The 23,277-nt window shown below is 66.0% G+C and carries 24 protein-coding genes; 11 read left to right on the top strand and 13 right to left on the bottom strand.

Annotated elements, in window-relative coordinates; translation table 11 throughout:
- The first annotated feature begins 135 nt into the window (after window positions 1–135).
- From CVS48_RS20530 to CVS48_RS20510, 5 genes are all read left to right on the top strand, one after another.
- Window positions 136–1,365: a helix-turn-helix domain-containing protein gene (locus tag CVS48_RS20530; RefSeq protein WP_100856049.1), complete on the top strand. Its 1,230-nt coding sequence runs from the start codon at window positions 136–138 to the stop codon at window positions 1,363–1,365.
- 31 nt (window positions 1,366–1,396) lie between these two features.
- Entirely contained in the window at window positions 1,397–2,029 is a 633-nt protein-coding gene (locus CVS48_RS20525; RefSeq protein WP_100856048.1) for a Vgb family protein, read from the top strand.
- Window positions 2,030–2,297: 268 nt separating this feature from the next.
- The gene (locus tag CVS48_RS20520; protein WP_100856047.1) at window positions 2,298–3,422 is read left to right on the top strand and encodes a TRAP transporter substrate-binding protein; all 1,125 of its coding nucleotides are present in this window, start codon (window positions 2,298–2,300) and stop codon (window positions 3,420–3,422) included.
- Window positions 3,423–3,441: 19 nt separating this feature from the next.
- Complete coding sequence (locus CVS48_RS20515; protein WP_100856046.1) at window positions 3,442–4,068, top strand: TRAP transporter small permease subunit; 627 nt, start codon at window positions 3,442–3,444, stop codon at window positions 4,066–4,068.
- A complete protein-coding gene (locus tag CVS48_RS20510; protein WP_100856045.1) occupies window positions 4,065–6,002 on the top strand; it encodes a TRAP transporter large permease in 1,938 nt (645 codons plus the stop codon). Before CVS48_RS20515 ends, CVS48_RS20510 begins: the two co-directional genes overlap by 4 nt.
- A 49-nt stretch (window positions 6,003–6,051) precedes the next feature.
- On the opposite strand, the gene CVS48_RS20505 is transcribed toward CVS48_RS20510, so the two are convergent.
- Window positions 6,052–7,308: a hypothetical protein gene (locus CVS48_RS20505; protein ID WP_100856044.1), complete on the bottom strand. Its 1,257-nt coding sequence runs from the start codon at window positions 7,306–7,308 to the stop codon at window positions 6,052–6,054.
- 171 nt (window positions 7,309–7,479) lie between these two features.
- Here CVS48_RS20505 and CVS48_RS20500 point away from each other — a divergent pair, with 171 nt between their 5' ends.
- Window positions 7,480–7,992 (top strand): MarR family winged helix-turn-helix transcriptional regulator, encoded by a 513-nt coding sequence (locus CVS48_RS20500; RefSeq protein WP_100856043.1) that lies wholly within the window; start codon window positions 7,480–7,482, stop codon window positions 7,990–7,992.
- A gap of 41 nt (window positions 7,993–8,033) precedes the next feature.
- Complete coding sequence (locus tag CVS48_RS20495) at window positions 8,034–8,822, top strand: HEAT repeat domain-containing protein (RefSeq protein ID WP_419191473.1); 789 nt, start codon at window positions 8,034–8,036, stop codon at window positions 8,820–8,822.
- Window positions 8,823–8,844: 22 nt separating this feature from the next.
- Here the strand turns inward: CVS48_RS20495 and CVS48_RS20490 are convergent, their stop codons facing one another.
- Window positions 8,845–9,594, bottom strand: a complete 750-nt coding sequence (locus CVS48_RS20490; protein WP_100856041.1) for an SDR family oxidoreductase — start codon at window positions 9,592–9,594, stop codon at window positions 8,845–8,847.
- A 103-nt stretch (window positions 9,595–9,697) separates the two neighbouring features.
- Here CVS48_RS20490 and CVS48_RS20485 point away from each other — a divergent pair, with 103 nt between their 5' ends.
- The 3 genes from CVS48_RS20485 (at window position 9,698) to CVS48_RS20475 (ending at window position 13,268) form a co-directional block, all read left to right on the top strand.
- The gene (locus CVS48_RS20485; RefSeq protein WP_100856040.1) at window positions 9,698–10,615 is read left to right on the top strand and encodes a LysR family transcriptional regulator; all 918 of its coding nucleotides are present in this window, start codon (window positions 9,698–9,700) and stop codon (window positions 10,613–10,615) included.
- A 447-nt stretch (window positions 10,616–11,062) separates the two neighbouring features.
- A complete protein-coding gene (locus CVS48_RS20480) occupies window positions 11,063–12,196 on the top strand; it encodes an IS481 family transposase (RefSeq protein ID WP_100853105.1) in 1,134 nt (377 codons plus the stop codon).
- A gap of 262 nt (window positions 12,197–12,458) precedes the next feature.
- Window positions 12,459–13,268, top strand: a complete 810-nt coding sequence (locus tag CVS48_RS20475) for a DUF169 domain-containing protein (RefSeq protein ID WP_100856039.1) — start codon at window positions 12,459–12,461, stop codon at window positions 13,266–13,268.
- 79 nt (window positions 13,269–13,347) lie between these two features.
- Here the strand turns inward: CVS48_RS20475 and CVS48_RS20470 are convergent, their stop codons facing one another.
- On the bottom strand, window positions 13,348–14,253 hold the full coding sequence (locus tag CVS48_RS20470; protein WP_100856038.1) for a LysR family transcriptional regulator: 906 nt from the start codon (window positions 14,251–14,253) through the stop codon (window positions 13,348–13,350).
- A gap of 222 nt (window positions 14,254–14,475) precedes the next feature.
- Between CVS48_RS20470 and CVS48_RS20465 the strand changes: the two genes are divergently transcribed.
- The gene (locus tag CVS48_RS20465; RefSeq protein ID WP_100856037.1) at window positions 14,476–15,660 is read left to right on the top strand and encodes an MFS transporter; all 1,185 of its coding nucleotides are present in this window, start codon (window positions 14,476–14,478) and stop codon (window positions 15,658–15,660) included.
- Here CVS48_RS20465 and CVS48_RS20460 read toward each other — a convergent pair.
- From CVS48_RS20460 to CVS48_RS20415, 10 genes are all read right to left on the bottom strand, one after another.
- Window positions 15,631–16,620 (bottom strand): DMT family transporter, encoded by a 990-nt coding sequence (locus tag CVS48_RS20460; RefSeq protein ID WP_100856036.1) that lies wholly within the window; start codon window positions 16,618–16,620, stop codon window positions 15,631–15,633. The genes CVS48_RS20465 and CVS48_RS20460 overlap by 30 nt on opposite strands.
- A gap of 134 nt (window positions 16,621–16,754) precedes the next feature.
- Window positions 16,755–17,636 (bottom strand): AraC family transcriptional regulator, encoded by an 882-nt coding sequence (locus tag CVS48_RS20455; protein ID WP_242001207.1) that lies wholly within the window; start codon window positions 17,634–17,636, stop codon window positions 16,755–16,757.
- An 86-nt stretch (window positions 17,637–17,722) separates the two neighbouring features.
- A complete protein-coding gene (locus CVS48_RS20450; RefSeq protein ID WP_100856035.1) occupies window positions 17,723–18,997 on the bottom strand; it encodes an RNA polymerase sigma factor in 1,275 nt (424 codons plus the stop codon).
- Window positions 18,994–19,401: a VOC family protein gene (locus CVS48_RS20445; RefSeq protein WP_100856034.1), complete on the bottom strand. Its 408-nt coding sequence runs from the start codon at window positions 19,399–19,401 to the stop codon at window positions 18,994–18,996. Before CVS48_RS20445 ends, CVS48_RS20450 begins: the two co-directional genes overlap by 4 nt.
- Window positions 19,402–19,419: 18 nt before the next feature.
- Entirely contained in the window at window positions 19,420–19,830 is a 411-nt protein-coding gene (locus CVS48_RS20440) for a YciI family protein (protein ID WP_100856033.1), read from the bottom strand.
- A 123-nt stretch (window positions 19,831–19,953) separates the two neighbouring features.
- The gene (locus CVS48_RS20435; protein ID WP_100856032.1) at window positions 19,954–20,388 is read right to left on the bottom strand and encodes a type II toxin-antitoxin system VapC family toxin; all 435 of its coding nucleotides are present in this window, start codon (window positions 20,386–20,388) and stop codon (window positions 19,954–19,956) included.
- On the bottom strand, window positions 20,385–20,636 hold the full coding sequence (locus tag CVS48_RS20430) for a FitA-like ribbon-helix-helix domain-containing protein (RefSeq protein WP_100856031.1): 252 nt from the start codon (window positions 20,634–20,636) through the stop codon (window positions 20,385–20,387). The genes CVS48_RS20435 and CVS48_RS20430 overlap by 4 nt, the downstream gene beginning before the upstream one ends.
- A 99-nt stretch (window positions 20,637–20,735) precedes the next feature.
- The gene (locus tag CVS48_RS20425; protein ID WP_100856030.1) at window positions 20,736–21,089 is read right to left on the bottom strand and encodes a YciI family protein; all 354 of its coding nucleotides are present in this window, start codon (window positions 21,087–21,089) and stop codon (window positions 20,736–20,738) included.
- A 165-nt stretch (window positions 21,090–21,254) separates the two neighbouring features.
- Window positions 21,255–22,232 (bottom strand): OmpA/MotB family protein, encoded by a 978-nt coding sequence (locus CVS48_RS20420; RefSeq protein WP_100856029.1) that lies wholly within the window; start codon window positions 22,230–22,232, stop codon window positions 21,255–21,257.
- The gene (locus CVS48_RS20415; protein ID WP_100856028.1) at window positions 22,229–23,134 is read right to left on the bottom strand and encodes a motility protein A; all 906 of its coding nucleotides are present in this window, start codon (window positions 23,132–23,134) and stop codon (window positions 22,229–22,231) included. The genes CVS48_RS20420 and CVS48_RS20415 overlap by 4 nt, the downstream gene beginning before the upstream one ends.
- Between the last annotated feature and the right edge of the window lie 143 nt (window positions 23,135–23,277).

The raw sequence follows: 23,277 nt of genomic DNA, 5'->3' as shown, positions 1-23,277 counted from the left end.
GGGGTTGCATCGTCACGGGTGCATCGTCACGGGTGCATCGTCGTTCTGACGCTGGCTTGCCCGCATCCGCGCCGCGGGCAGTGGTAGATTCAGTCGCAACCGGCATAGGCAAGGGTTGAAGGTGGCGAGACATCCATGGATTTGCTGATCACAAGCGCCGCGCGCGCCCTGGCGGCGGGCGACCCGCTGACCGCGCTGAACCACGTTGCGCTGCGCGATGACGCGCCCGCCTTGGCCTTGCGCGGCATCGCCATGGCGCAACTGGGCGACTTCGTTCGGGCCAAGGCGTTGTTGCGCCAGGCAGCCCGCGCATTCGGCCCGGCGCAGGCCGTGGCGCGCGCCCGCTGCATCGTGGCCGAAGCCGAAGTCGCGCTGGCCTCGCGCGACCTGGCCTGGCCCGAGAAATCGCTGGCGGCGGCGCGCGCCACGCTGGCCGCGCAGGGCGACGCCATCAATGCGGCGCACGCCGCGTATCTGGCGGCGCGGCGCTTATTGATGTTGGGGCGCCTGGATGATGCCGAACAGACGCTGGCCAGCGTGGACGGCAACGCGATGCCGGTCGCGTCCCGCGCCATGCATGAACTGATCGCGGCCGGTATCGCGCTGCGGCGCGTGCAGGCCGGGCATGCCAGAGCGGCGCTGGCGCGCGCCGAACAGGCTGCGCGTGAGGCGGGCATCGCCGCCTTGCAGGCCGAGGTGGACCAAGCGGTGCAGACGCTGCGCGCGCCGGCCGCGCGTCTGGTCGCGCAAGACGGCACGCGGAACCTGCTGCTGGACGAGGTGGAATCGCTGCTGGCGTCTCCAGCGCTGATCATCGACGCGTGCCGCAACGTATTGCGCCAGGACGGCCAGACGGCGCCACTGGCCAGCCGCCCCGTGTTGTTCACGCTGGCGCGCATGCTGGCCGAGGCCTGGCCACAGGACGTGACCCGTGAACTGCTGATCGCCAAAGCTTTCCGCACCGGCTTTCAAGACGAGTCGCATCGCGTACGGCTGCGCGTGGAAATCGGGCGCTTGCGCACCGCGATGCAAGGCATGGCGGACGTGAGTGCCACGCGGCATGGCTTTGTGCTGCGCCCGCATGCGGACACGCAGGTCATCGTGCTGGCCCGTCCCGTCGATGTTGCGGACCGCGATCACGCGGCGGTGCTGGCCTGTCTGGTGGATGGGCAGGCGTGGTCCAGTTCGGCGCTGGCGTTGGCTTTGGGCGCGAGCCAGCGCACGGTACAGCGCGCCTTGGATGCGCTGGCGGCGTCGGGCCAGGCGCAGCCGCTGGGCCATGGCCGCGCGCGGCGCTGGACGACACCGGCCGTGCCGGCATTCACGACAAGCTTGTTACTCCCGTCGCTGGTGCCCGGCCTGTAGCATGGATTCACCCCATTACAAGGAGCCAGACATGAAACGAAGCCAAGCCCAAATCCTGCGTGAATTTGGTCCTTTCCCTGATGTCGACGCCGTCCATGGCGTGAGCTACGACGGCCGCCAGGTCTGGTTTGCCACGGGTGACAAGCTAATCACTCTGGACCCCGACAGCGGCGAAACGCAGCGTACGTTGAACATGGTGGCCAACGCCGGCACCGCCTTCGACGGCAAATTCCTTTATCAAATTTCGGACGGCAGCATCCTCAAGCTGGACCCGGCCAACGGTCGCGTGCACGCCACCATCCCCGCGCCCGGCGGCGCCGAAGCATCGGGCATGGCCTGGGCCGATGGGTCGTTGTGGGTCGGCCAATACCAGCAACGCAAGATCCACCAAGTGGACCCGGAGACCGGCCGCGTGTTGCGCACCATCGAATCCAATCGCTACGTGACCGGCGTCACCTGGGTGGACGGCGAACTTTGGCACGGCACCTGGGAGAACGACGACAGCGACTTGCGCCGTCTGGACCCGGCCACCGGGGCCGTGCTGGAAAGCGTCGACATGCCGGCGGGCGTGGGCGTGTCGGGCCTGGAGTCCGATGGCGCGGGCCGCTTTTTCTGCGGCGGCGGCAACAGCGGCAAGGTCAGGGCGGTGCGTCGGCCCAAGTAAGCCTGCTTCGTGAGGGCATGCGCATTGCCTGGCGACGCGGCAGTTCAGGCAATCGCGGGACCCCCCTCATATGCACTAGCCCTCCTGTAGGGTAATTCCCGACTACAAGCTGATTGTCAGCCGTTAGTCAGGCAGGTTTAATCAGCACAAAGTTGCAAAGCAGTCGTAGCCCCGACACAGGGAAGCGCGCAGCAGGCGATCCCCGCGTCCTCGCAGGTGCAGTTACTACAAGCTGGTCCCATGTAGTCCACCAAGGAGACAAAAAGCCATGCAACACGTCACAAAGCCCCGCCGCAAGTTCATCTCCGGCGCTGCCGTCGCGGGCGCCGCCGCACTGGGTTTTCCTGCTGTTACCCGGGCGCAGAACGCGCCCATTTCGTTGCGGTTCCAAAGCACCTGGCCCGCCAACGACATCTTCCACGAGTTCGCCCGCGACTACGCGCAAAAGGTCAACGACATGGCCGGCGGCCAGTTGAAGATCGAGGTGCTGCCGGCGGGCGCGGTGGTGAAGGCGTTTGACTTGCTGGACGCGGTGTCGGCCGGCACGCTGGACGGCGGGCATGGCGTGGTGGCGTACTGGTACGGCAAGAACACGGCGGTGGCGCTGTGGGGTTCGGGGCCGGCGTTCGGCATGGACGCCAACATGCTGCTGGCCTGGCACGAGTACGGCGGCGGCAAGGACCTGCTGACGGAAATCCAGAAGGCCATGGGCGTGAACGTGGTGTCCCTGATGTACGGCCCGATGCCGACACAACCCTTCGGCTGGTTCAAGCGGCCGGTGACCAAGATCGAAGACGTCAAGGGCGCGAAGTTCCGCACCGTGGGCCTGGCCATCGATATGTACACGGCCATGGGCCTGGCGGTGAACGCCTTGCCGGGCGGTGAAATCGTGCCCGCCCTGGATCGCGGCCTGCTGGATGGCGCCGAATTCAACAACGCGTCGTCTGACCTGGCGCTGGGCTTTCAGGACGTGTCCAAGATCTGCATGCTGCAAAGCTTTCACCAAAGCGCGGAGCAGTTCGAAATCATGTTCAACAAGGCCAAGTACGACGCGCTGCCGCCGCACTTGAAGCACGTGCTGAGCTATGCGGCGCAGGCCAGCAGCGCGGACATGTCTTGGAAGGCGGCCAACCGCTATTCGCAGGACTACATCAAGCTGCAGAAGGAACACAACGTCAAGTTCTACAAGACGCCCGACGCCATCCTGCAGCAGCAATTGAAGATCTGGGACGAGATGATCGCCAAGCGCTCGGCCGAGAATCCCCTGTTCAAGAAAGTGCTGGAATCGCAGCGGGCTTTCGCCGAACGGGTGGGGCGTTGGCAGGGGGACACCTCGGTCAATTTCCGAATGGCCTACAACCATTATTTCGCGCGCAGCAGCAAGCCGGCCTGACCCCAACCCAGGCCCCCCGATGCTTCGTCTCGTCCGTCTGATAGACCGCGTCTCCACCTTCGTCGGCAAGACGTTTGCCTGGCTGATCGTCGTACTGACCCTGCACGTGTGCTGGGAGGTGGCGGCGCGGTATCTGCTGAACAAGCCCAGCGCATGGGCGTTCGACATGCAGATGATGTATTACGGCATCCTCTTCATGATGGCCGGCGCCTACACGCTGGCCAAGAACGGCCATGTGCGCGGAGACATCCTCTATGGCTTTCTGCCGCCGCGCGTGCAGGGCGGGCTGGACCTGATCCTGTACCTGGTGTTCTTCTTTCCCGGCGTGATCGCGCTGGTGTGGGCGGGCTGGTATTACGCCAGCTATTCCATTGCCATCGGTGAGCACTCGTCGCTGATGGCCAACGGGCCGCCCATCTATCCCTTCAAGGCGTTCATTCCGATTGCGGGCGCGGTGCTGCTGCTGCAAGGCGTGGCCGAGGTGCTGCGTTGCGTGCTGTGCCTGCGCCAAGGCGCGTGGCCGTCACGCGAAGAAGACGTCGAGGAAGTGGACATCGACAAGCTGAAAGAGATGGTGCACGTGAAGGACGAAGACATCGCCCAACTGGACCGTTACGTGACCACCCCCGGGGAATCCCACCGATGAGAATCCACAAGGCGTTGTGGTTTGGCCTGTCCTGCATCGGGATAGTGCTGTTGATGATCGCCTTCCTGACCCCGTGGGGTGAGATCACCACGGGGCACATCGGGCTGCTGATGCTGGCGCTGATCGTGGTGGCCATCATGCTGGGCTTTCCCACGGCGTTCACGCTGATGGGCATGGGCGTGCTGTTCACGTTCCTGGCGTATTACCTGCAAAGCGACGACGCGGGCCGCTCGATCGGGCAGACGCTGGACCTGATGGTGCAGCGCACGTACGCCACCATGACGAACGATTCGCTGATTTCGATTCCGCTCTTCGTCTTCATGGGGTATCTGGTCGAACGCGCCAACCTGATCGAAAAACTGTTCAGGTCCATGCACCTGGCGCTGGCGCGGCTGCCGGGCGCGCTGGCGGTCGCCACCTTGGCCACCTGCGCCATCTTCGCCACGGCCACCGGCATCGTCGGCGCGGTGGTGACACTGATGGGATTGCTGGCGATGCCCGCCATGTTGAAGGCCGGCTACAGCGTGCGCTTGACGGCCGGGTCCATCACGGCGGGCGGTTGCCTGGGCATCTTGCTGCCGCCGTCGGTCATGCTGATTGTGTACGGCGCGACCACCGGCGTGTCGGTGGTGCAGTTGTACGCGGGCGCGCTGTTTCCCGGCATCATGCTGGCCGCGCTGTATATGGGCTACGTGATCATCCTGGCCAAGCTGCGCCCCGACATGGCGCCGCCCTTGCCGGTCAGCGAGCGCGGAGTGCCTTTGTCACCCGAAACCAAGACCTTGGCCGACGCCGGATACACGCGCGCCTTGACCGGCATGGTGGCCGCCATGTTCAAGGGCCGCCGCAACGAAGGCGTGTCGTTCGGCTTCATGCTGCGCAACATGGCGACGGTGCTGGCGCCGCTGGCCGTGACCGTGTTGCTGGTGGCGGTGGTGCACCATGGGTTGACGCGCCCGGTGGTGGAATACGAGATTCCCGCTGAACTGCAATTGGGCTCCGGTGGGTTTGATTCCGGACTTAGCGAACCCCCAGCCGACGGCCTGGCCGAGCCGCCGTCGTCGGATGCGGGGGCGGGTGGCTTGTCGGAACCGCCCGGCACGCCCCAGGACGCGTCACAAGCCGCGCCCGAAGCCGCCGCGGCCGCGTCCGCTGCTGCTGCCGACGACGACAACAGCGTGCCCGCGCCGACCGGCTTCTGGATCTTTGCCGCCATCTGCGCGGTGATGCTGGTGGTGTTCTACGCCGCGCTGACCTGGGCGCGCCTTGAGATCTTCAAGATGCTGATGGGGTCGTTCTTCCCCTTGGCGGTGATGATCGCAGCGGTGCTGGGTTCCATCGTCTTCGGCCTGGCCACGCCCAGCGAAGCCGCGGCCATGGGCGCCATGGGCGGCGCCTTGCTGGCGCTGGCGTACCGGCGCCTGAACCTGCCGGTGCTGCGCGAATCGGTATTCCTTACCGCCAAGACCAGCGCGATGGTGTGCTGGCTGTTCGTGGGCTCATCCATCTTTTCGGCGGCGTTCGCGCTGCTGGGCGGCCAGCGCATCATTGAAGAATGGGTGCTGTCGCTGGGCCTCACGCCCATCCAGTTCCTGTTGCTGGCGCAGGCCATTATTTTCCTGCTGGGCTGGCCGTTGGAATGGACCGAGATCATCGTGATCTTCATGCCCATCTTCGTGCCGCTCTTGAACACCTTCGGCATCGACCCCTTGTTCTTCGGCCTGCTGGTGGCGCTGAACCTGCAAACCGCGTTCTTGTCGCCGCCCGTGGCCATGTCGGCGTTCTATCTGAAAGGCGTGTCGCCGCCGCACGTGACGTTGAACCAGATTTTCCTGGGCATGATGCCGTTCATGGGCATCCAGATCGTGGCGATCTTCCTGCTGTACATGTTCCCGGAAATCGGGATGTGGCTGCCCACGGTGCTGTATCGGTAAGTGGCAGGCGGTAAGCGATAAGGGCGCGCCCGGCCGGGGCGCGATCCCGCTATTCGCCAACCAGATACGCCTGCCCGCCCGGCGCCAGATACGGCGTCAGGTCCTTGAACGGCACGCTTGCGTGCGTGCCCAGGCAGACGCCCATCGCGTGGCCCACGCCAGAGACTGACAGGGTCAGCTCGCCCGGCGCCTGGGTGCCCAAGGCCAGATAGCTGGGCCAAAGGTCAGAGCATTCCTTCAGCGATGCCTCTTCCGTGTTCTCGACGTTTGTGCCGGCCAGCGGCGCGCGCGCTTTGTCCACCAGCGCAAGCAGGGCGGGGCTTTCCTGGCGCCATCCGTTTTCGCCCGGCACGTATGCGTCCAGCACGCGGTTCCAATCCAGGTAGCCGCCTTGCAGCAGGTCGAAGGTGTAGGGCTCGAAATGATTGTCGGGATGCGCGCCACCACAGTACAGGCTGCCGGACTCGGTCACGGTCATCAGCGCGGACGACAGCCACTGCACGGTGATGGTTTCATCGTCATAGCTGCCCAGCGTGCCGGCGGCGGGGTTGCCGTCGGTATAGGCCGACGCCATGCAAGCCAGCGCGGCCAGGTTCATCTGCCAATGGCGTTGTTCAAGCAGGTGATTGATGCGCGCCAACACGTGCGGGTCGGGGTGGCGGCTCAGGCGCGGGTAGCTGAACTGGGTGCGCGGATCGCGCCACATTCGGTAGGCGACGGCGCCCGTGCCGCTGTCGGGGCCGACCGGTTTGGCGTAAGCCGCAAGCTTCAGGGTTTCGTACGGGGCGTTGGTGGCATTGATGCCGACGCTGCGATCGATGCCGCTGCCCGTGCCTCCGCTGATCGCGTCGGTAACGGCTTGCACGCTGTTCGGCGCCAGCGCGTCGGGATCGTACTGGGCCACGCGGCGCAGCGTGAACGCGCGTTGCCTGCCCGTGCGCGCGTCGATCCATCGTCCGCGATAGCCGTCGGCGTCGCGCCGCCCTTGCCAGGTGGCGGCGGTGGCTGCCGACGTGTCGGGGTCGATGCCGGCTTGCGCCAGGTCCTGAAACAGGCGGGGTTCGGTCAACGCCTCGGGCGTGCCTTTCAAGGGGATGTCGACGCCGTGCTTCGGATAGAAGTATCGGCCCGTCAATGTGCCGCCCGAAGACGTCTCACTATCCAGTTCCATCACCACATCGCCCGCGCCTTCGAGCGTGCCACGGTAAACGGTGCGCAACGCGGCGTCGGCCGGCGCGGCGCAGGGTGCCAACACGGCCAGTGCCAACGCGCCAAGTAGCAGACGGGCAGGAAGGATAGGGATCATCGGGATGGGCGGATCGCTAAGGGGAAGATCGGGATGATAGCGGCAGGGGGCTCGCTTTGGACCCCGGCAATTTTCAACGGGCAACCCCCGCGCTTGCCGTCTTATGATTAGGTGCCTTACTATCTGCTCGTGAATTGAACCATGAACCTCGCCTTGCCCCCCGACCTCCCCATGCTTGAACCCAAACATCACGCGCTGCTGGACGAAGCCGCGCGGCGCGGCCTGGCCTCGGCCGACGATATCGGACTGTGCTTTCAGTTGTTGTCGCTGGCCAATGCCATCGACCGCGATTGCGCGGCGCGCCTGGCGCCCCGGCAATTGTCGGAAGGCAAGTTCGTGCTGCTGTTTCTGTTGCACGAGCAGCCCGATGGCTTGTCGCCGCATCAGTTGGCGGACGGGGCGGGCGTGACGCGCGCCACCATCACGGGCCTGCTCGATGGCTTGACGCGGGACGGCTACGTGCTTCGCCAGGCGGGCCAGGGCGATCGCCGCAAGATCATGGTGACCTTGACCCCCAAGGGCAAGACGGCGGCGGCGCAATTATTCGACGAGCACACGGCCTGGATTGCGTCGCTGTTCGGCAAGTTGAGCGCGGCGGACAAGACACAACTAAGCGGATTGCTGGCGCGCGTCTGGCGCGGCACCGATGCCGGCCGCGCCGCTATCGCGCAGAGGCAGTCATGAGTACTGCCAGATCACCCATTGCCAAATCACCCTCCGCCAACATGCCGACCTCCAAAAAGGTCTCCACCGCCAAGCCCACCGGGCGTGGCGTCAAGGACATCCCCGCCGCGCGGCTTGCGCAACTGAACGCGGGCGCGCCGGCCACGACGCTGACCGAATGCCTGGCGGTAGATTTCGCGGCGCTGATGCAGGCGGCGGCCCCGCAAGCCGGGCACGAGGCCATCGCGCGGATGCAGGCGCAGTCGGCGCTGGGAATCTCCAAACGCATGGCGCTGGCCGCCGAACTGCTGGTGGAAGCATTGGGCGCCGATTGCGAAGCGCAGCTTGCCGCGCATGCGTCCGACACCGTGCGCGGCTGGGCCTGCTTTGTCATCGGCGCACGGCCGGACTTGCCCTTGCGTGCGCGGCTTGAGCGGATCCGCCCCTTGGCCGACGACGCGCATTTCGGCGTACGCGAATGGGCATGGCTGGCGGTGCGCCCGCGCCTGGCGGTGGATCTGCCGGGGGCCATCCAGGCATTGCGCCCCTGGACCCAAGACCCGTCCGAGCGCGTGCGCCGCTTTGCCAGCGAATGCCTGCGCCCGCGCGGTGTCTGGTGCGCGCACATCGCGGCGCTTAAAGCCGACCCCGCCATGGCGCTGCCCTTGCTGGAACCGTTGCGCGCGGACCCCTCGGTGTATGTGCAGGATTCGGTGGCCAACTGGCTGAACGACGCCGGCAAAGACCAGCCCGCCTGGGGGCGCGAAGTCTGCGCGCGATGGCTGACGGGCAAGCCGGCCGCCGCGACCGAACGCATCTGTCAGCGCGCGTTGCGTTCGATCGGGACGTAGCAGAGGGGGCAGCGATGATGAGTCAAAGCTGACTCATTCCCCCGTCCACGATGATCTCGGTGCCCACGATGAACGCGGATTCCGAGGCGGCAAGATGCAGCACGGTCGAGGCCAATTCCTGCGGGGTGCCGAAGCGGCCCAGCGGGATCTGCGCTTGAATGCCGGCGGCCGTCTTTTCCAAGCTTGCCGCGTCCAGGCCCAGCTTGCCGTAGATGGGGGTGGAGATCGGGCCGGGGCTGACCACATTCACGCGGATGCCGCGTGGCAATAGTTCCGCCGACAAGGTCTTGGCCAAAGAGATGAGCGCAGCCTTGCTGGCGGCGTAAATGCTGGATGCGGGCATGCCGATGTGGGCGTTGATGGAGCCGTTCAGCACGATGGACGCGCCCGGATTCAGCAGCGGGTCCAGGGCTTGCAGTTGGAAGAACACGCCCTTGATATTGGTGTCGAAGGTTTGGTCCCAAAGGTCTTCAGTGGCCTCGGCCAAGGTGGCGAATTTGGCGATGCCCGCGTTGACGAAGACGGCGTCCAGGCGCACGTCCGCGTCTTTCAGCGCCTGGGCCAGCGCAGCGGAGGCGCCCGGCGCTCCGGCCACGTTGCGAATGGCCAGCGTATTGCCGCCCAGGGTGACTCGCGCCGCTTCCAGCGCGGTTTCGTCGCGGCCCGTGACGATGACGCGGGCGCCTTCGGCCGCGAAAGCTTGCGCGGCCGCCAGGCCGATGCCGCTGGTGCCGCCGGTGACCAATACGGTCTTGTGTTCAAAACGGTTCATGGTGATCTCCTTGGGAGTCGTTCGATAAGGTGTAGCCATGTTGCGCCTGGGTGGGCGCATTGTCGTACGATCTTTCGGACGAACACGTTCGAAGGAATCGCACATGTTGACGACCAATGAACTGGCACTGCTGGAAGCCATCCGGGACAGCGGCAGCCTGTCCCGCGCGGCGGTGAAACTGGGCCGCGCGCCATCTTCGGTGTCGCACGCCGCCCGCCAACTGGAAGAACGTTTTGACGTGCTGCTGTTCGACCGCCGCCGCTACCGGCTGCAACTGACGCCGGCCGGCCAACTGCTGGCCGACGAAGCCGCCCGCCTGATGCTGGACGTGTCGCGGCTGACGCAACGCGTCAAGCAGGTGGCCAGCGGTTGGGAAGACAGGCTGCATATTGTCAGCGACGAGATCCTGGAATTCGAGCTGATGCTGCCCTTGATCCACGCGTTCGACAAGCTGGCGTCCGGGGTCAGCCTGCGCGTGACGCACGAGGTGCTGGGCGGTACGTGGGAAGCGCTGCGCGAGGGCCGGGCCGACCTGATCGTGGGGGCGACGAACGAGCCCCAAGCTATGCCGAATCTTCAGTGGGCGCAATTGGGGGAGATGGAGTGGTTGTTCGCGGTGGCGCCGCGCCATCCGCTGGCCAAGCTGAAAACACCCTTGCGGCAAGACCAGATCCAGCAGCACCGCGCGGTGGTGGTGGCGGACACGTCGCGCGGGGCGGCGGCGCGCGGCTATGGCAGGGTCAGCGGGCAGCCGGTCTTGGCCGTACCCAGCATGCGCGCCAAGATCCTGGCGCAGCGCGATGGGCTGGGCGTGGGCTGGTTGCCGCGCCATCGTGTGGCGTCCTTGCTGGCGCGCGGCGAACTGTTGGAAATGGCGACCGAGACCCCGCGTGAACCTAACCTGCTGTACCTGGCGTGGCGCGGCGGCCACGAGGGCCGGGCGCTGAAGTGGTGGCTGGAGCAGTTGCGCCAGCCCACCATGGCGGCGGCGCTGATGCGGGGCGTGGATGCGTTTCGTTGAGCGGGGCGGCGCGTGGCGGACGACGCGCGCGCCAGTCTGGATGCGCTGTGACGCAAACAAGACATGATGGGTTGCGCGCGTTGAACCATGGGTTTGCGCGGCGTGGCTTTCGCGCGCTCCACCCATCCTACGTAGGATGGGTGGAGCGCGGTGACGTCGCCCCGCGAACCCCGGTTTCAACCGCGCGAAACCCATCACGCACCACCGCCACAAAAACGCCGCACCGACGACTCGCAAAGCGCCGCACCGCCAAATGCAAAGCTCCGCCCTGACGAATGCAAAGCGCCGCACCGCCAAATGCAAGTCGCCGCACCGACGACTCGCCGTCTTGCCGCAAGCACGATGGATCAAAGGCATGGTGTATGGCCCGGGGACATGGGTAACGGGTGTTCGGGGACATAGGTAACACTTCTAGCATCACGGTATGGTCGTTTTTAGGAGCGAGCGATGCCGTGGAAGGAGTCAAGCCTTATGTCCTGCCGAATGGAGTTCGTTCAGCTTGCCCTGCAACCGGGCAGCAATGTGCGGGAGCTTTGCCGGCGTTTCGATATCAGCGCCAAGACCGCATACAAGTGGTTGGGCCGCTACGAGCAGAACGGCCAGGCTGGGTTGCAAGATCTGTCTCGCAGGCCAGGCAATAGTCCTGGGCGCACGTGTGAGCAAATCGAAGCGCAGGTGATCGACCTGCACAAGCGTTACCCGTACTGGGGGCCTCGCAAGTTGCGGGCGCTGCTTGGGCCGACTACGGCGCCCGCGCCCAGTACCATCTCGGCAATTTTGCGACGACATGGCTATCGGGTCCAAGGCGAGGACTCGAACGTCGGGCTGGCGAACCAGCGCTTTGAGCATGAGGCGCCAAACCTGTTGTGGCAGATGGACTTCAAGGGGCACTTTGCCCTGACCGACGCGCGTCAGGGACGGTGCCATCCGCTGACGCTATTGGACGATCACTCACGCTACGCCCTGTGCATCCAGGCTTGTGGCGATGAGCGCAGCAAAACTGTGCAGCAGCACCTGAAGGCCGTATTTCGCCGTTACGGATTGCCCGAACGGATCACCGCGGACAACGGCCCATCCTGGGCATCGGTGCGCGGCCTGGGGCTGACAGGCCTGGAGGTTTGGCTCATGCGGCTGGGCGTGCGTATCAGCCACAGTCGCCCTCGCCACCCGCAAACCCAAGGCAAGCTAGAACGCCTGCATCGAACGCTCAAGCGCGAGTTGATCCAGGCCCGGGGGTTTAGCAGTCTGCTGGACTGCCAGCAAGCCATGGATCAGTGGCGTGAACAGTACAACCACGTCCGGCCCCACCAGGCGTTGGGGCAGATGCCGCCCCTGTCGAGATATCGACCTAGCCCTCGTCGCTATCCTGCCTCGTTGCCCCCGATCGAATACGAGCCGGGCGATCGAGTGCTCAAGGTCAGGACCAAAGGGCAGATCATTGTGAACGGACGCGTCGTCTTCGTCGGAGAGGGAATGGCGGGTCTGCCTGTCGCGGTCAGACCCTCCTCGCAAGACGGCGTGCTTGATGTCGTCTTCCTGTACAAAATTGTTCAACAGATCGACCTCAGAGCACGCCAATAGGATAAAAACCTATGTGTTACCCATGTCCCCGAACATGTGTCACCCATGTCCCCGGTCCATACAGGCATGGGATACCACATACCCCAATTCTGCATATTTCACGCGCCGGCGGATTGGTGCATGCTTATGCCTCGTCAGCGATTGGGCAACACGCGGTCGATACGCGCTCAACCCGCGGTCACTCGCGGTAAACACCCAGCCAACTCGCCGGCACGAATTCCCATCGCGGCAGACGCCGCGCATAACAGTCCAAAGGACGGGTATGGAAGAGACAACGCAAGACGCGGCCTTGAACTGGCCGCAATTGGTGGACGACCTGAACAAGCTGCTGCGCTTGAAGACCACGGTCATCGGCATGAAGCTGTTCGAGAACGAAGCGGACATGGCCGGCGTGAAGGGCTTGCGCCGGCCGCAAGCCACGCACACCACCGACCAGATCGTCGGCATGGCGGCGCGGCTGGGCTGGACGGTGGGCATCACGGGCGATGATCTTGTCGGGTCGCAATGCCGCGCGGTGATAGGTCTTGGCCCGCAGGACGAAGCCTGGAAAAGCGGCAAGGAGTACGTGGGCGTGTGGCATGCCACTGAAGCCGACGCGCGTGCACGCCAGGAAGCGCTGTCCTGTGTGCCGGCGGGCAAGTACCGGGGCATGGTGGTGTCGCCGCTGGCCTCGGGCCGGCTGGACCCGCCCGACATCTGCCTGGTGTATGCCACGCCGGGGCAGATGATCATTCTTATCAATGGCTTGCAGTGGAAGAACTATCGGCGCTTTGACTTCAGCGTGGTGGGCGAAACCGCCTGTGCGGATTCCTGGGGCCGGGCGCTTGCCACGGACGAACCGAGCTTGTCCTTGCCCTGCTTCGCCGAACGCCGCTACGGCGGTGTGCCGGATGAAGAAATGCTGATGGCGTTGCCGCCGCGCTATCTGCCGATTGCCATCGAAGGCATGAAGGCCTTGGCCGCCAACGGCTTGCGCTATCCGATTGCGCCTTACGGCATTCAGAACGATGTGCGCGCCGGCATGGGGGTGAGCTACGCGCAAGCGCCCGCGCGGGGGGATCGCAAGGCCTAGGGGGCGATAGGTGTCGCAGGCGGAGCTTGCGGCTTGGCGCGTAGGCGCGATGCTTGGGTGCAATGCGTAGGCGCAATGCTTAGGCGCTGGCCCTCAGCGCTTCCGCAAACGCGCGCGCGGCTGGACCTAGCGGCATGTCGATGCGGTGCGCCAGGTACGTCTCGGTGGCGACCTGGCTGCCGCGTCCCAGGCTCTGCGTGGGCAGGCGTACCAGTCGGCCTTCGGCCAGGTCGCGCTCCACTTGCCAGAGCGGTAGTCGGCCCCAACCCAGGCCCGCCACAATCAAGGCATGCTTGGTGTCCTGGCCGCTGACGCGGCAGGTTTGCGGCGACAGCACCGCAAAGTCGCGCCCCTCGCTCAAGCTGGACGGATCGGACTGCACGATCTGCAAGTGATCGGCCAATTCCGACGCGCCTAACGTGGCGTCGCCCGTCGCGTGCCGCGCCAGCGGATGGCCGGCGCCGACCACGGCCACCATCTGCACCGACGACAAGGCCTGCACGGTGATGCGCGGATGGCGAAAGTGTTCGCCCGCAATGATGCCCAGCGTATGGCTGCCCGACAGCAGCGCATCAATCGGGCCGCCCAGCGGCAAGACCGCCACGCGCGTGGCCACCATGGGATACAAGTCGCGCATGGTCTTTAGCGCCGCGCCCACCGTGGCGATGGGAAACAGGGTGTCCACCACCAGAGACAATTCCAGTTCGACACCCGTGCCCATGCCTTGGGCGCGCGCGCGCATGGCGTCCACGCGCAGCAGGATGTCACGGGCGTTGGCCAGCAGCGCCTGGCCTTGCGTCGTCATCACGGGGCGATGGCCGGTGCGGTCGAACAGCGTCACGCCCAATTGCAGTTCCATATTGGCGATGGCGTGGCTGACCGCCGATTGCACGCGGGACAGGCGCCGGGCGGCCGCGCGGAAGCTGCCGGCATCGGCCACGGCGGCGAACACGCGCAATTGGTCCAGGGTCAGGGCATCTATCATCGGGCGGGGCTGATCGGCTATTTGTTTGATGCGACGGGCTGATCGAATCGGTGATCGAACCGCTGATCGATTCGGTGGTTGATTCAGTGATCCATTCAGTGATCGAATCGCTGATCGACTCAGTGATCTATTCCGTCGATCATTTTCATCGAAAAATTATCACTTCTCAAGATCGCTTTCAGCGGGCATGCTGGCGACCATCGCATGGGTATCGAGGCAGCAATGAATCAGGTTGAAACCCGTTGGGCCGGGGTGCTGGCTATTGTGGGCGCGGGCGTGGTGGCGTCGTTGCAGGTGGGCAAGGTGATCATCGCCGCGCCTTTGTTGCGCCAGGACATGGGCCTGGACCTGGCGTCGATCGGCACGCTGACGGCGGTGTTTTCGCTATTGGGCGTAGTGGGTGGTATTGCCGCTGGCGGGGTGATCGCGCGTTTCGGTGCGCGGCGCATGCTGCTGCTGGGCTTGCTGGCCACGGCGCTGGGCACCGCCATGGGCGCCATGGCGCCCAGCTATGGGCTGCTGCTGGCGTCGCGCGTGATCGAGGGCCTGGGTTTTCTGATGATCACCGTGGCCGGCCCCGCCGCCTTGCAGCGCATGGTGTCAACGTCCGGCCGGGATTTCGCCTTTGCGCTCTGGAGCTGCTACATGCCGACCGGCATGGCCGTCGCGATGCTGGCCTCGCAGGCGTTCGACCACTGGCAGGCCTATTGGTGGTGCGCGGGTGCGGCGGTGGCCGTGGCGCTGGCAAGCGTGGCGGCGTTGGTGCCCGTGGGGGAATCCACGACCTCGGCATCGCTGTCTTGGCGCGGCATGCGGCAGGACAGCGTCGATACGCTGGGCGCGGCCGGGCCGGTATTGCTGGCCCTGTCGTTCACGCTTTACAGCCTGATGTTCTTCGCGCTGTTCACCTTCCTGCCCGTGCTGCTGATGGAACAACTGGGCCTGACGCTGGCGCAAGCCGGCCTGTACAGCGCCATCGCCAGCGCCGCCAACATCATCGGCAACCTGGGCGCGGGCGTGCTGCTGGCTCGCGGCTGGCGGCGATCCACCCTGATCGCCTGCGCCAGCGCCACGATGGGCGTGGTGGCGCTGTTGATCTTCCAGTCCGTACTGCCCGCCATGCCTACCTTTCTGCTGTGCGTGCTGTTCTCGGCGGTCGGCGGGCTGATACCCGCCACCTTGCTGGGCACGGCGCCACTGGTCGCGCCGCGCCCCGCATTGACGGCGGCGTCGGTCGGGCTGGTGATGCAGGGCAGCAACCTGGGGCAGGTGATCGGACCGGTCACCGTGGGCGGGGTGATCGACCGTTTTGGCTGGGGGGCGGCGTCATATGTGGTGCTGGCGGCGGCGCTAGGCGGCTTGGTCATCGCGGCCGGTCTACGGCGAGTGCGGGCGGCCCACTTGTAGTGGCTTGGGCGCAGGCACTGGCACCGGCTTGACGCGCACCGCGCGCAGCACGCCCACCACCAGGCAGGCGATGCCGACCAAGGTCAGCGGTTGAGGCATGGCGCCGCGCAGGATGAAGGCGTAGGCCAGCGCGGCCAGCGTTTCGAAAACGATAAGCTGGCCGGCCAGGGCGGTGGGCAGGCGCTGGCTGGCTTCGTTCCAGCACAGCGTGCCCAGCCAGGACGCGAACAGGCCGATGGCGATCATCAGGCCCAGGAATACGTCGGGGCGCGGTCCCAGCGGCATGTCGAAGGGGTTGCCGGTAGCGGCCATGCCGCCCCATAGCGCCGCGTAGCCCACGAGCGCCAGCGGCAGGGTGGCCACGCCCTGCGCGGTGGCCCAGGTGCTGGGGCTGCGGTCGGGGTGCGCCCGCAGCCAGTCGGCGTTTCGTAGGGGATACCAGGTCCAGCAGGCGACGGCGGCCAGCGCCAGCAGGGCGCCCACGGCGTAGCGCGACAAGTCGGCGTCGGCGTCCTGCCGCAGCGCTTGCAGCTCTACCTGGTTGACGCAACCAATGCCCAGCGCAATCAGGGCCAGCGATGGCGCCAGCCGCTTCCATGGCAGCTTGCCGTCGCGGCGCGCGTTGCGCAGGTTGGCGCAAACGGCAATCACGACCGGCAGCGTGCCGATGATCATCGTGGGCACGGGGCCGCCCGCGCGCTGGATGGCGCTGGCCAGGCACAGGTAGTAGAGCAGGTTGCCGATGGCCGCCAGTTTCAGCGCCTCGATCCAGTCGGCGCGGCGGAGTTGCCGCAACCGATTGCGGTCCAGCCACGCCAGCGGCATCGCGATCAGGCCAAACGCCAGGTAGCGCGCCACCGATTGCAGCGCGGCCGGGTATTCCGGCAACAACAACGGCCCCACGAACACCAGCCCCCACATCAAGCCGGCGGCCAGCGCGTAAAGGGTTCCTGCCCACATGCCATGCTCCTGCGTATCGATGGGGGGCAGTCTAGCGGCGCGGGCGGGGCAAATCTTGTACCAGATTGCGGTGTGGTTCGCGGCGTGCTTGGGCTTACGTCCGCGCCTGTTTCTGGTCTGCGGTGTGGCCGGGCCTACCCACGTACCTGCTTCTGATAGCGGGCGGGCGTGACGCCGTAGCGGCGCGAAAACGCCCGCGTCAGGTGCGCCTGGTCGGTCAGGCCGGCCGCCAGCGCCGCCTGCGCGGGCGGGATCCCCATTGCCAACAGCCGCTTGGCCTCGAACAGCCGCAAGGCCATCAGCATCTGCTGGGGCGTGGCGTGGTAGTGCGACTGAAAGCGCCGCAGGAAATGAAAGGGGCTCAGTCCCGCCACGGCTGCCAGCTCATCCAGCGTGAGGCGGCGCGACAGGTTCGCGCGCAGGTAGTCGACGACGGGGGCAAAACGCGGCGCGCCCTCGGACGGCGCATCGCGCGGCACTTGGGCGTGGCGGCGGAATTCACTGAGCAGGGTGTAGAGCGCGCTATCGAAAGCCAGCGGTTCATGTGCCTGCCACAAGGAGTCGAGCAGGGCGGTGACGCGCTGTGCGCCGGCGGCGTCATGGCCGACGGCCGTGTCGAACCACCAGCCGGCTTCGCCCGACACTCGGGCCACCACGTCGGGGTCGATGTACACCATGCGGTAGCGCCAGCCGCCTTCCGTTTCGGCGCGGCCGGTGTGCAGTTCGTCGGGGTTCATCAGCACGACGGAGCCTGACGGCGCCAGGTGATCGGCGCCGCGATAGCGAAACCGTTCGACGCCGGATTCGATGGCGCCCAGCCCATAGGCTTCGTGCGTGTGCGGTTCGAAGGCGTGGCGGATGATGTGGGCGCGGTACAGCTCCACGCCGGGCTGATGCGCCGCGCGGCGGAATTCGGCGCGGTCGTTGGGATGGTCGAACGCGGCCGGCACCCCCGTCAAGACGGAAGCGTCGGCATCGGCGTCGGAAGCGGAAAAGGCGGCAGGCAGGGAACCCATGCTTGGAATTTAAGCACGGCGCAGGGTTGTCGGCCCTTCGGCCCGGCGCGCATCGCGTGGGCGTGCATCGGCTAGCCAGGAATCACCTACGCCTGCATCGCCTGGGCGCGCGCCAACAGCAGCTCGCGTTCGCGGGCGTTTCGGGTCATGCCGGCCGCGCGTTCGAATTCTGTGTGTGCCTCGGCGTTGCGCCCCAGCTTGGCCAGCAGGTCGCCGCGCACGCTGGGCAGCCAGTGGTAGTTAGCCAGGGCGGGCTCGCTGGCCAGCGCGTCGACCAGGACCAGCCCCGCCTGCGGCCCGAACGCCATGCCCACGGCCACCGCGCGATTCAGCGCGACCACGGGCGAGGGCGTCAGTTGCACCAGCGCGTCGTAAAGCGCCACGATGCGCGGCCAATCGGTGTCTGGCGGCGTGGGCGCGCGCGCGTGGCAGGCGGCCAATTCCGCCTGTAAGGCATAGGGGCCGGGCGGTCCGCCCAGCGCGGCGGCGCGGGTCAACGCGACCAAGCCGCGCCGGATCAGCAAGGGGTCCCAGCGGCTGCGGTCCTGGTCCATCAGCAGCACCGGCTTGCCGCCCGCGTCCGTGCGCGCATGCAGGCGTGAGGCTTGCAGTTCCATCAGCGCCACCAAGCCGTGTACTTCCGCGTCGTCAGGCGTGAGTTCGGCCAGGATGCGGCCCAAGCGCAGCGCTTCGTCGCATAGCGCCGGGCGCATCCAGTCGTCGCCTGATGTTGCCGAATAGCCTTCATTGAAAATCAGGTAGATGACTTCCAGCACCGACGTCAGGCGCGCGGCGCGGTCCTTGGCATCGGGCACTTCAAACGGCACCTTGGCGGCGGTCAGGCTGCGCTTGGCGCGCACGATGCGCTGGGCAATGGTGGATTCAGATGCCAGAAACGCGCGGGCGATCTCGGCGGTGGACAGCCCGCCCAGCAGGCGCAGCGTCAACGCCACTCTGGCATCGGTGGACAGCACCGGATGGCAGGCGGTGAACACCAGGCGCAGCAGGTCGTCGCCGATGTCGTCCTGGCGCGCGGCGTCCAGGGCGTCGACAAAGTCGGGTTCTACATCCGCGTGCAAGGCTTCAAGTTCATGGCCAATCTGCTCGTGCTTGCGGCTGTGCAGCGCATCCAGCCGCAGGCGGTCGCGGGCGCGGTTTTTTGCGGTGGTCATCAGCCAGGCTCCCGGGTTGTCCGGCACGCCGGTCTGCGGCCAGCGTTCCAGGGCGGTCACCAGCGCGTCCTGCGCCAGTTCTTCGGCCAGCCCGACGTCGCGCACCAGGCGCGCGACGCCGGCGATGACGCTGGCGGCCTCGATCCGCCAGACCGCCTCGATGGCACGATGCGTGGCCGCCTGCGTCATGCCGCGGGGACCTCGCCGGGCGCCATGTGGACCAGTTCCCAGATGTGGCCGTCCAGGTCTTCGAAGCCGTGCGCGTACATGAAGCCGTGGTCTTGCGGCTCGCGCGGTACGGTGCCGCCGGCCGCGCGTGCGCGAGCGACCAGGTCGTCGACTTCGGCGCGGCTTTCACAAGACAGGCAGATCAGGACTTCTGTAGCCTCTTTGGCGTCCACAAGCGGTTTGCCGGTAAAGCCCTGGAAGAAATCGCGCGTCAGGAGCATGGCGTAGATGTCATCGCTGATGACCATGCAGGCGCCTTGCTCGTTGGTGAAATCCGGGTTGAAGGTGAAGCCCAGCTTCTTGAAGAAGTCCTGCGATTTCTGCATGTCGCTGATGGCGATGTTGACGAAAATCTGTTTGTGCATGGCCTTGTCTCCTGAGTATCAGTGGCTGACGCCGGGAATGTCGCGAAAGCGTTCCACTTGCTGGCTGGGTTCGAAGTCTTCCAGTTCGTACAACTGGCGCACTTCAATCGCGCAGTTCTGGCCGGGGAAGGGTTGCGGAAAGCGCATCGCCCATTGCATGGCTTCTTCGCGCGAGCGCACCTGAATCAGGGTGTAGCCCGCGATCAGTTCCTTGGTTTCCGCGAAAGGGCCGTCCACCACCTGGCGTTGGCCGTCCGCGTACTGTACGCGCCAGCCTTGGGACGTGGGCTTCAAGCCATTGGCGTCCAGCAGCACGCCGGCCTTCATCAGCGCCTCGTGGTAGGTCGCCATCGCGGCAAGCAGGCTGTCGTCCGGCATCAGGCCGGCTTCGCTATCGGGCGTGGCCCGCACAATCATCATGAAACGCATCCGAGTCTCTCCTTGGAGTGGGACTTCGCCGCCCGTTCCGGGGTGAATCTTCGGGGGCTTGTATGGGGACGACGAATGGAAGGCGGTCAGATCGACAGGACTGTCACGAAATCAGGGTAAGTACTAGTGCGGCGGGTGCGAGGCGCCCCAAGGGTTGATGACGGAAACGCCCGCGGCTTCAAAGGGCGCAATGTCCCGGGTGGCCACGCTCATGCCGTGCGCGGCGGCGGTGGCGGCGATGTAGCCGTCTGGCCCGCCGATGGACTGGCCCGAAGCCCGCGCGCGCGCCATCAACGTGGCGTATTCCAGGCTGGCGGCGGTGTCGAAAGCCAGGACGCGCCCGGCAAACAAGGCCAGCACGCGCTGTTCCAGGTCGCCATGCAAGGCGTCGCGCCGTTTGCCCACTGGCATGCAGGCGACGCCAAACCGCAATTCAGCGACGGTGACGGCGGAAAGGAACAGGGTTTCCAAGGGCTGCCGGTCTATCCATTCGATGACGGCGTCGGCGGGCGCTTGGCGCAGCGGTTCCGAAATGACATTGGTGTCCAGCAGAATCATTCAAACCTCGGTGGGGCGGCGGGCGCCTTGTCGCGTTGGTCGAACAAGGCGGCTTCCTCTTCGGTGAGCTTGGCCTGGCGGCCGATCTGCGCAAGCAACGAGCCCAGCTTGACGCGCCCTTCAGGCTTGACGGCGTCTTCAAGAATGGCGCGGACCTCGGCTTCGGTGCTTCGGCCATGCTGGGCGGCGCGCACGCGCAGCGCGCGGTGCACTTCTTCAGAGATATTTCTAACGGTCAACATGGGCATGATGCGAGCGCTCCTGATGCATTCGATGCATGCATTCTAGGAATATGCAGTCACGAGTGCAACCTAAATTGCCGTGGCCGGCCAGGAGCAAGCCTCGCCCTACAGGAAGCAGGGCCCAAGTTCGCGGACCTCTACCGTTGCCCACTGCGCAGCGGGGCATTCGGCGGCCAGGGCCAGCGCTTCTTCGCGGGTGTCGCAGGTCAACAGAAAGAACCCGCCGATCATTTCCTTGGCTTCGGCATACGGCCCGTCCATCAGCGAGCGTTCGCCATCGCGGATTTGCAGGCGGACGCTTTCGGATTCGGATTTCAATGATTCAGCGCTGACGAGCAGGCCGCGGCTTTTCAGGCCTTCGGCGTAGCGCACCATCTGCGCATAGGCCTCGCGGCCTTCTTCGGGCGTGCGCTGTGCGCGCTGGCCTACCGGTTCAACGATCAGCAACATATAGGACATGGCGTTTCCTGGTTCGGGCCTGGGGAGCGATGGGGCGAAGCTTACCGCCCTTGCCCAGTGCCCCGCCAGCCTGACCGTGAGGCTTTTGTCCGCCCTGGAGCGGCACAAACCACGTGCTTATTGCCGTGATGCCGCCCGTGCGCAGCGTGTTGTGAGGCCGCCCGATCAGGAGCGCGCCGGTGCCGTGTCCGCCTGGGGCGCCGACGGCGCGGCGGGGGCTTGGGCTTTCTTCGTGGGGGCCTGCTTCGGCGCGATGTCCATGATCAGCTCGACGCGGCGGTTGGCGGCGCGGCCGGCCGGGGTGTCGTTGGATTCGATCGGGCGCGTTTCGGCGTAGCCCACTGCGCGCAGTCGGTCGGCGGACACGCCGTCGCGCACCAGTTCGCGCAGCACGCTGGTGGCGCGGCTGGTGGACAGTTCCCAGTTGGACGCGAACTGGCGCGTCTGGATCGGCACGGGGTCGCTGTGGCCTTCCACCGACACCGGGTGCGCGTTCTTGTTCAGGATGACCGCCAGGCGCTTGATCACGTCCAGTCCGGCGGGGCTGAGCGTGGCCTGGCCCGAGGGGAACAGCAATTCATTGCTGATCCGAAAGCTGACGGACTGTTCGTTGATGATCACGTCCACCGACTTGCCCAGGTCGTCCAGGCCCAGGGATTCCTTGGACGGGGCGATCAGCGGCGGGGCGGCCTCGGCTACCTTCACGCCGTCTTCGACCGGCGCCGCGTCGGCCGTCTGGACGGCGGCGGGAGGCGGCGCGGGGGGCTCGGCCCAGCTGGCGGGAATGGCGACGGCGTCGAACTCCGAGTATTCGCCGTCATACACCGGCAAGCCGGCGGCTGCCAGCGTGCCGACCAGTTCGATGGGCTTGCCCGAGGCATCAGGGCCCAGGCCGTGCAGGCGCGACACCGCCAGCATCACGACCAGCATCGCCAGCAGCAGGGTGATCAGGTCCAGGTAGCTGAGCAGCCAATTCTCGGCGTCCTGCTCGACTTTTTCCTCGACGTGCCAGCGGGCGTAGCGGTCCTTGCGGTCGCTCTTGCTGGGCCGCCAGGCGTTCGTGTCCGCGGCTTTCTGGGCGCGCAGTTGGGCCTGGCGGGCCAGTTCGATCCGCTGCGCCAGGGAAGGGGAAATCAGGCTCATTGACGCGCGGCGGCTGGGCGGGTGATGGACACGGGCGGGTTGGCGGCGGGTGCACCCTTGTTGGCGCCCTTGGCCGGCGTCGCCGTCTTGGGCTTGACCTTGGAATTGGATGGCGGCGCGGCTGCCACGCCGCCGTCATAGATTTCGTCTTCGACGTGCAGCACGAAGGAATTCAGCGTTTCGCGCACCACGGCCGGGCCGCGCTTCTCACACATCATGGAAATGCCTTGCAGCACCATGTTCATGGATTCCACGCGGCGCGCGGTGCGGCGTTCCAGCTTCAGCGCGATCGGCTTGCAGATCAGGTTGGCCAGCAAGATGCCGTAGAACGTCGTCATCAGGCCCACGGCCAGATGTTGCCCGATCGTCGTCATGCTGCCGTCGCCCAGCACCGCCATCATGTTGATCAAGGCGATCAGCGTGCCCAACATGCCGAAGGCGGGCGCGAACGTGGCCATGACGCGGAACATCTGCGCTTCGGCCTGTTCACGCGCGCGCAGCCGCGCCACGCGCCATTGCAGCACTTCAATGATCTGGTCTTCGGGGGTGTTGTCGATGATCAACTGCACGCCGGTACGCAAGAACGGGTTCGACACCTTCTTGAGCTCGTGCTCGACCTTGTGGACGTCGGTGTTCATCCACAGTTGCGCCATCGTGGCCAGTTCTTCGATGTCGCGCTGCTGGTCGTGCTGGTCGTTGCGGAACACCGTGCGGACCAGCTTGAAGATCCGCAGCACTTCATGCAGCGGGTAGGCGATGAACAGCGCGGCGCAGGTGCCGCCCAGCACGATGGCCAAGCCCGGCAGGTTGACGTACATGCTGGCGTCGGTGGCGGACAGCGCCACGACGATAACAAGGCTAAGCAGGCCGACGGCGGCGCCGATGAGGGTAGACGGATTCATGGATCTTGCCCGAAGGGGATGGCACGCCGAGCCGGAATGCCGGATTGTCGGGAATTCTAGCCAGCACGCGCCCAAGTCAATCCGCCGGAAAGCGGGGCGAAAGGGCCGGTAAGCGCCGGCTTAGGCAAGTCGTCAGGATCTGG

This window comes from Achromobacter spanius (assembly GCF_002812705.1).
GTDB lineage: Bacteria > Pseudomonadota > Gammaproteobacteria > Burkholderiales > Burkholderiaceae_B > Achromobacter > Achromobacter spanius.
Note: the sequence above shows the minus strand (reverse complement) of the source record. Positions and strands in the feature narration are given on the sequence as shown.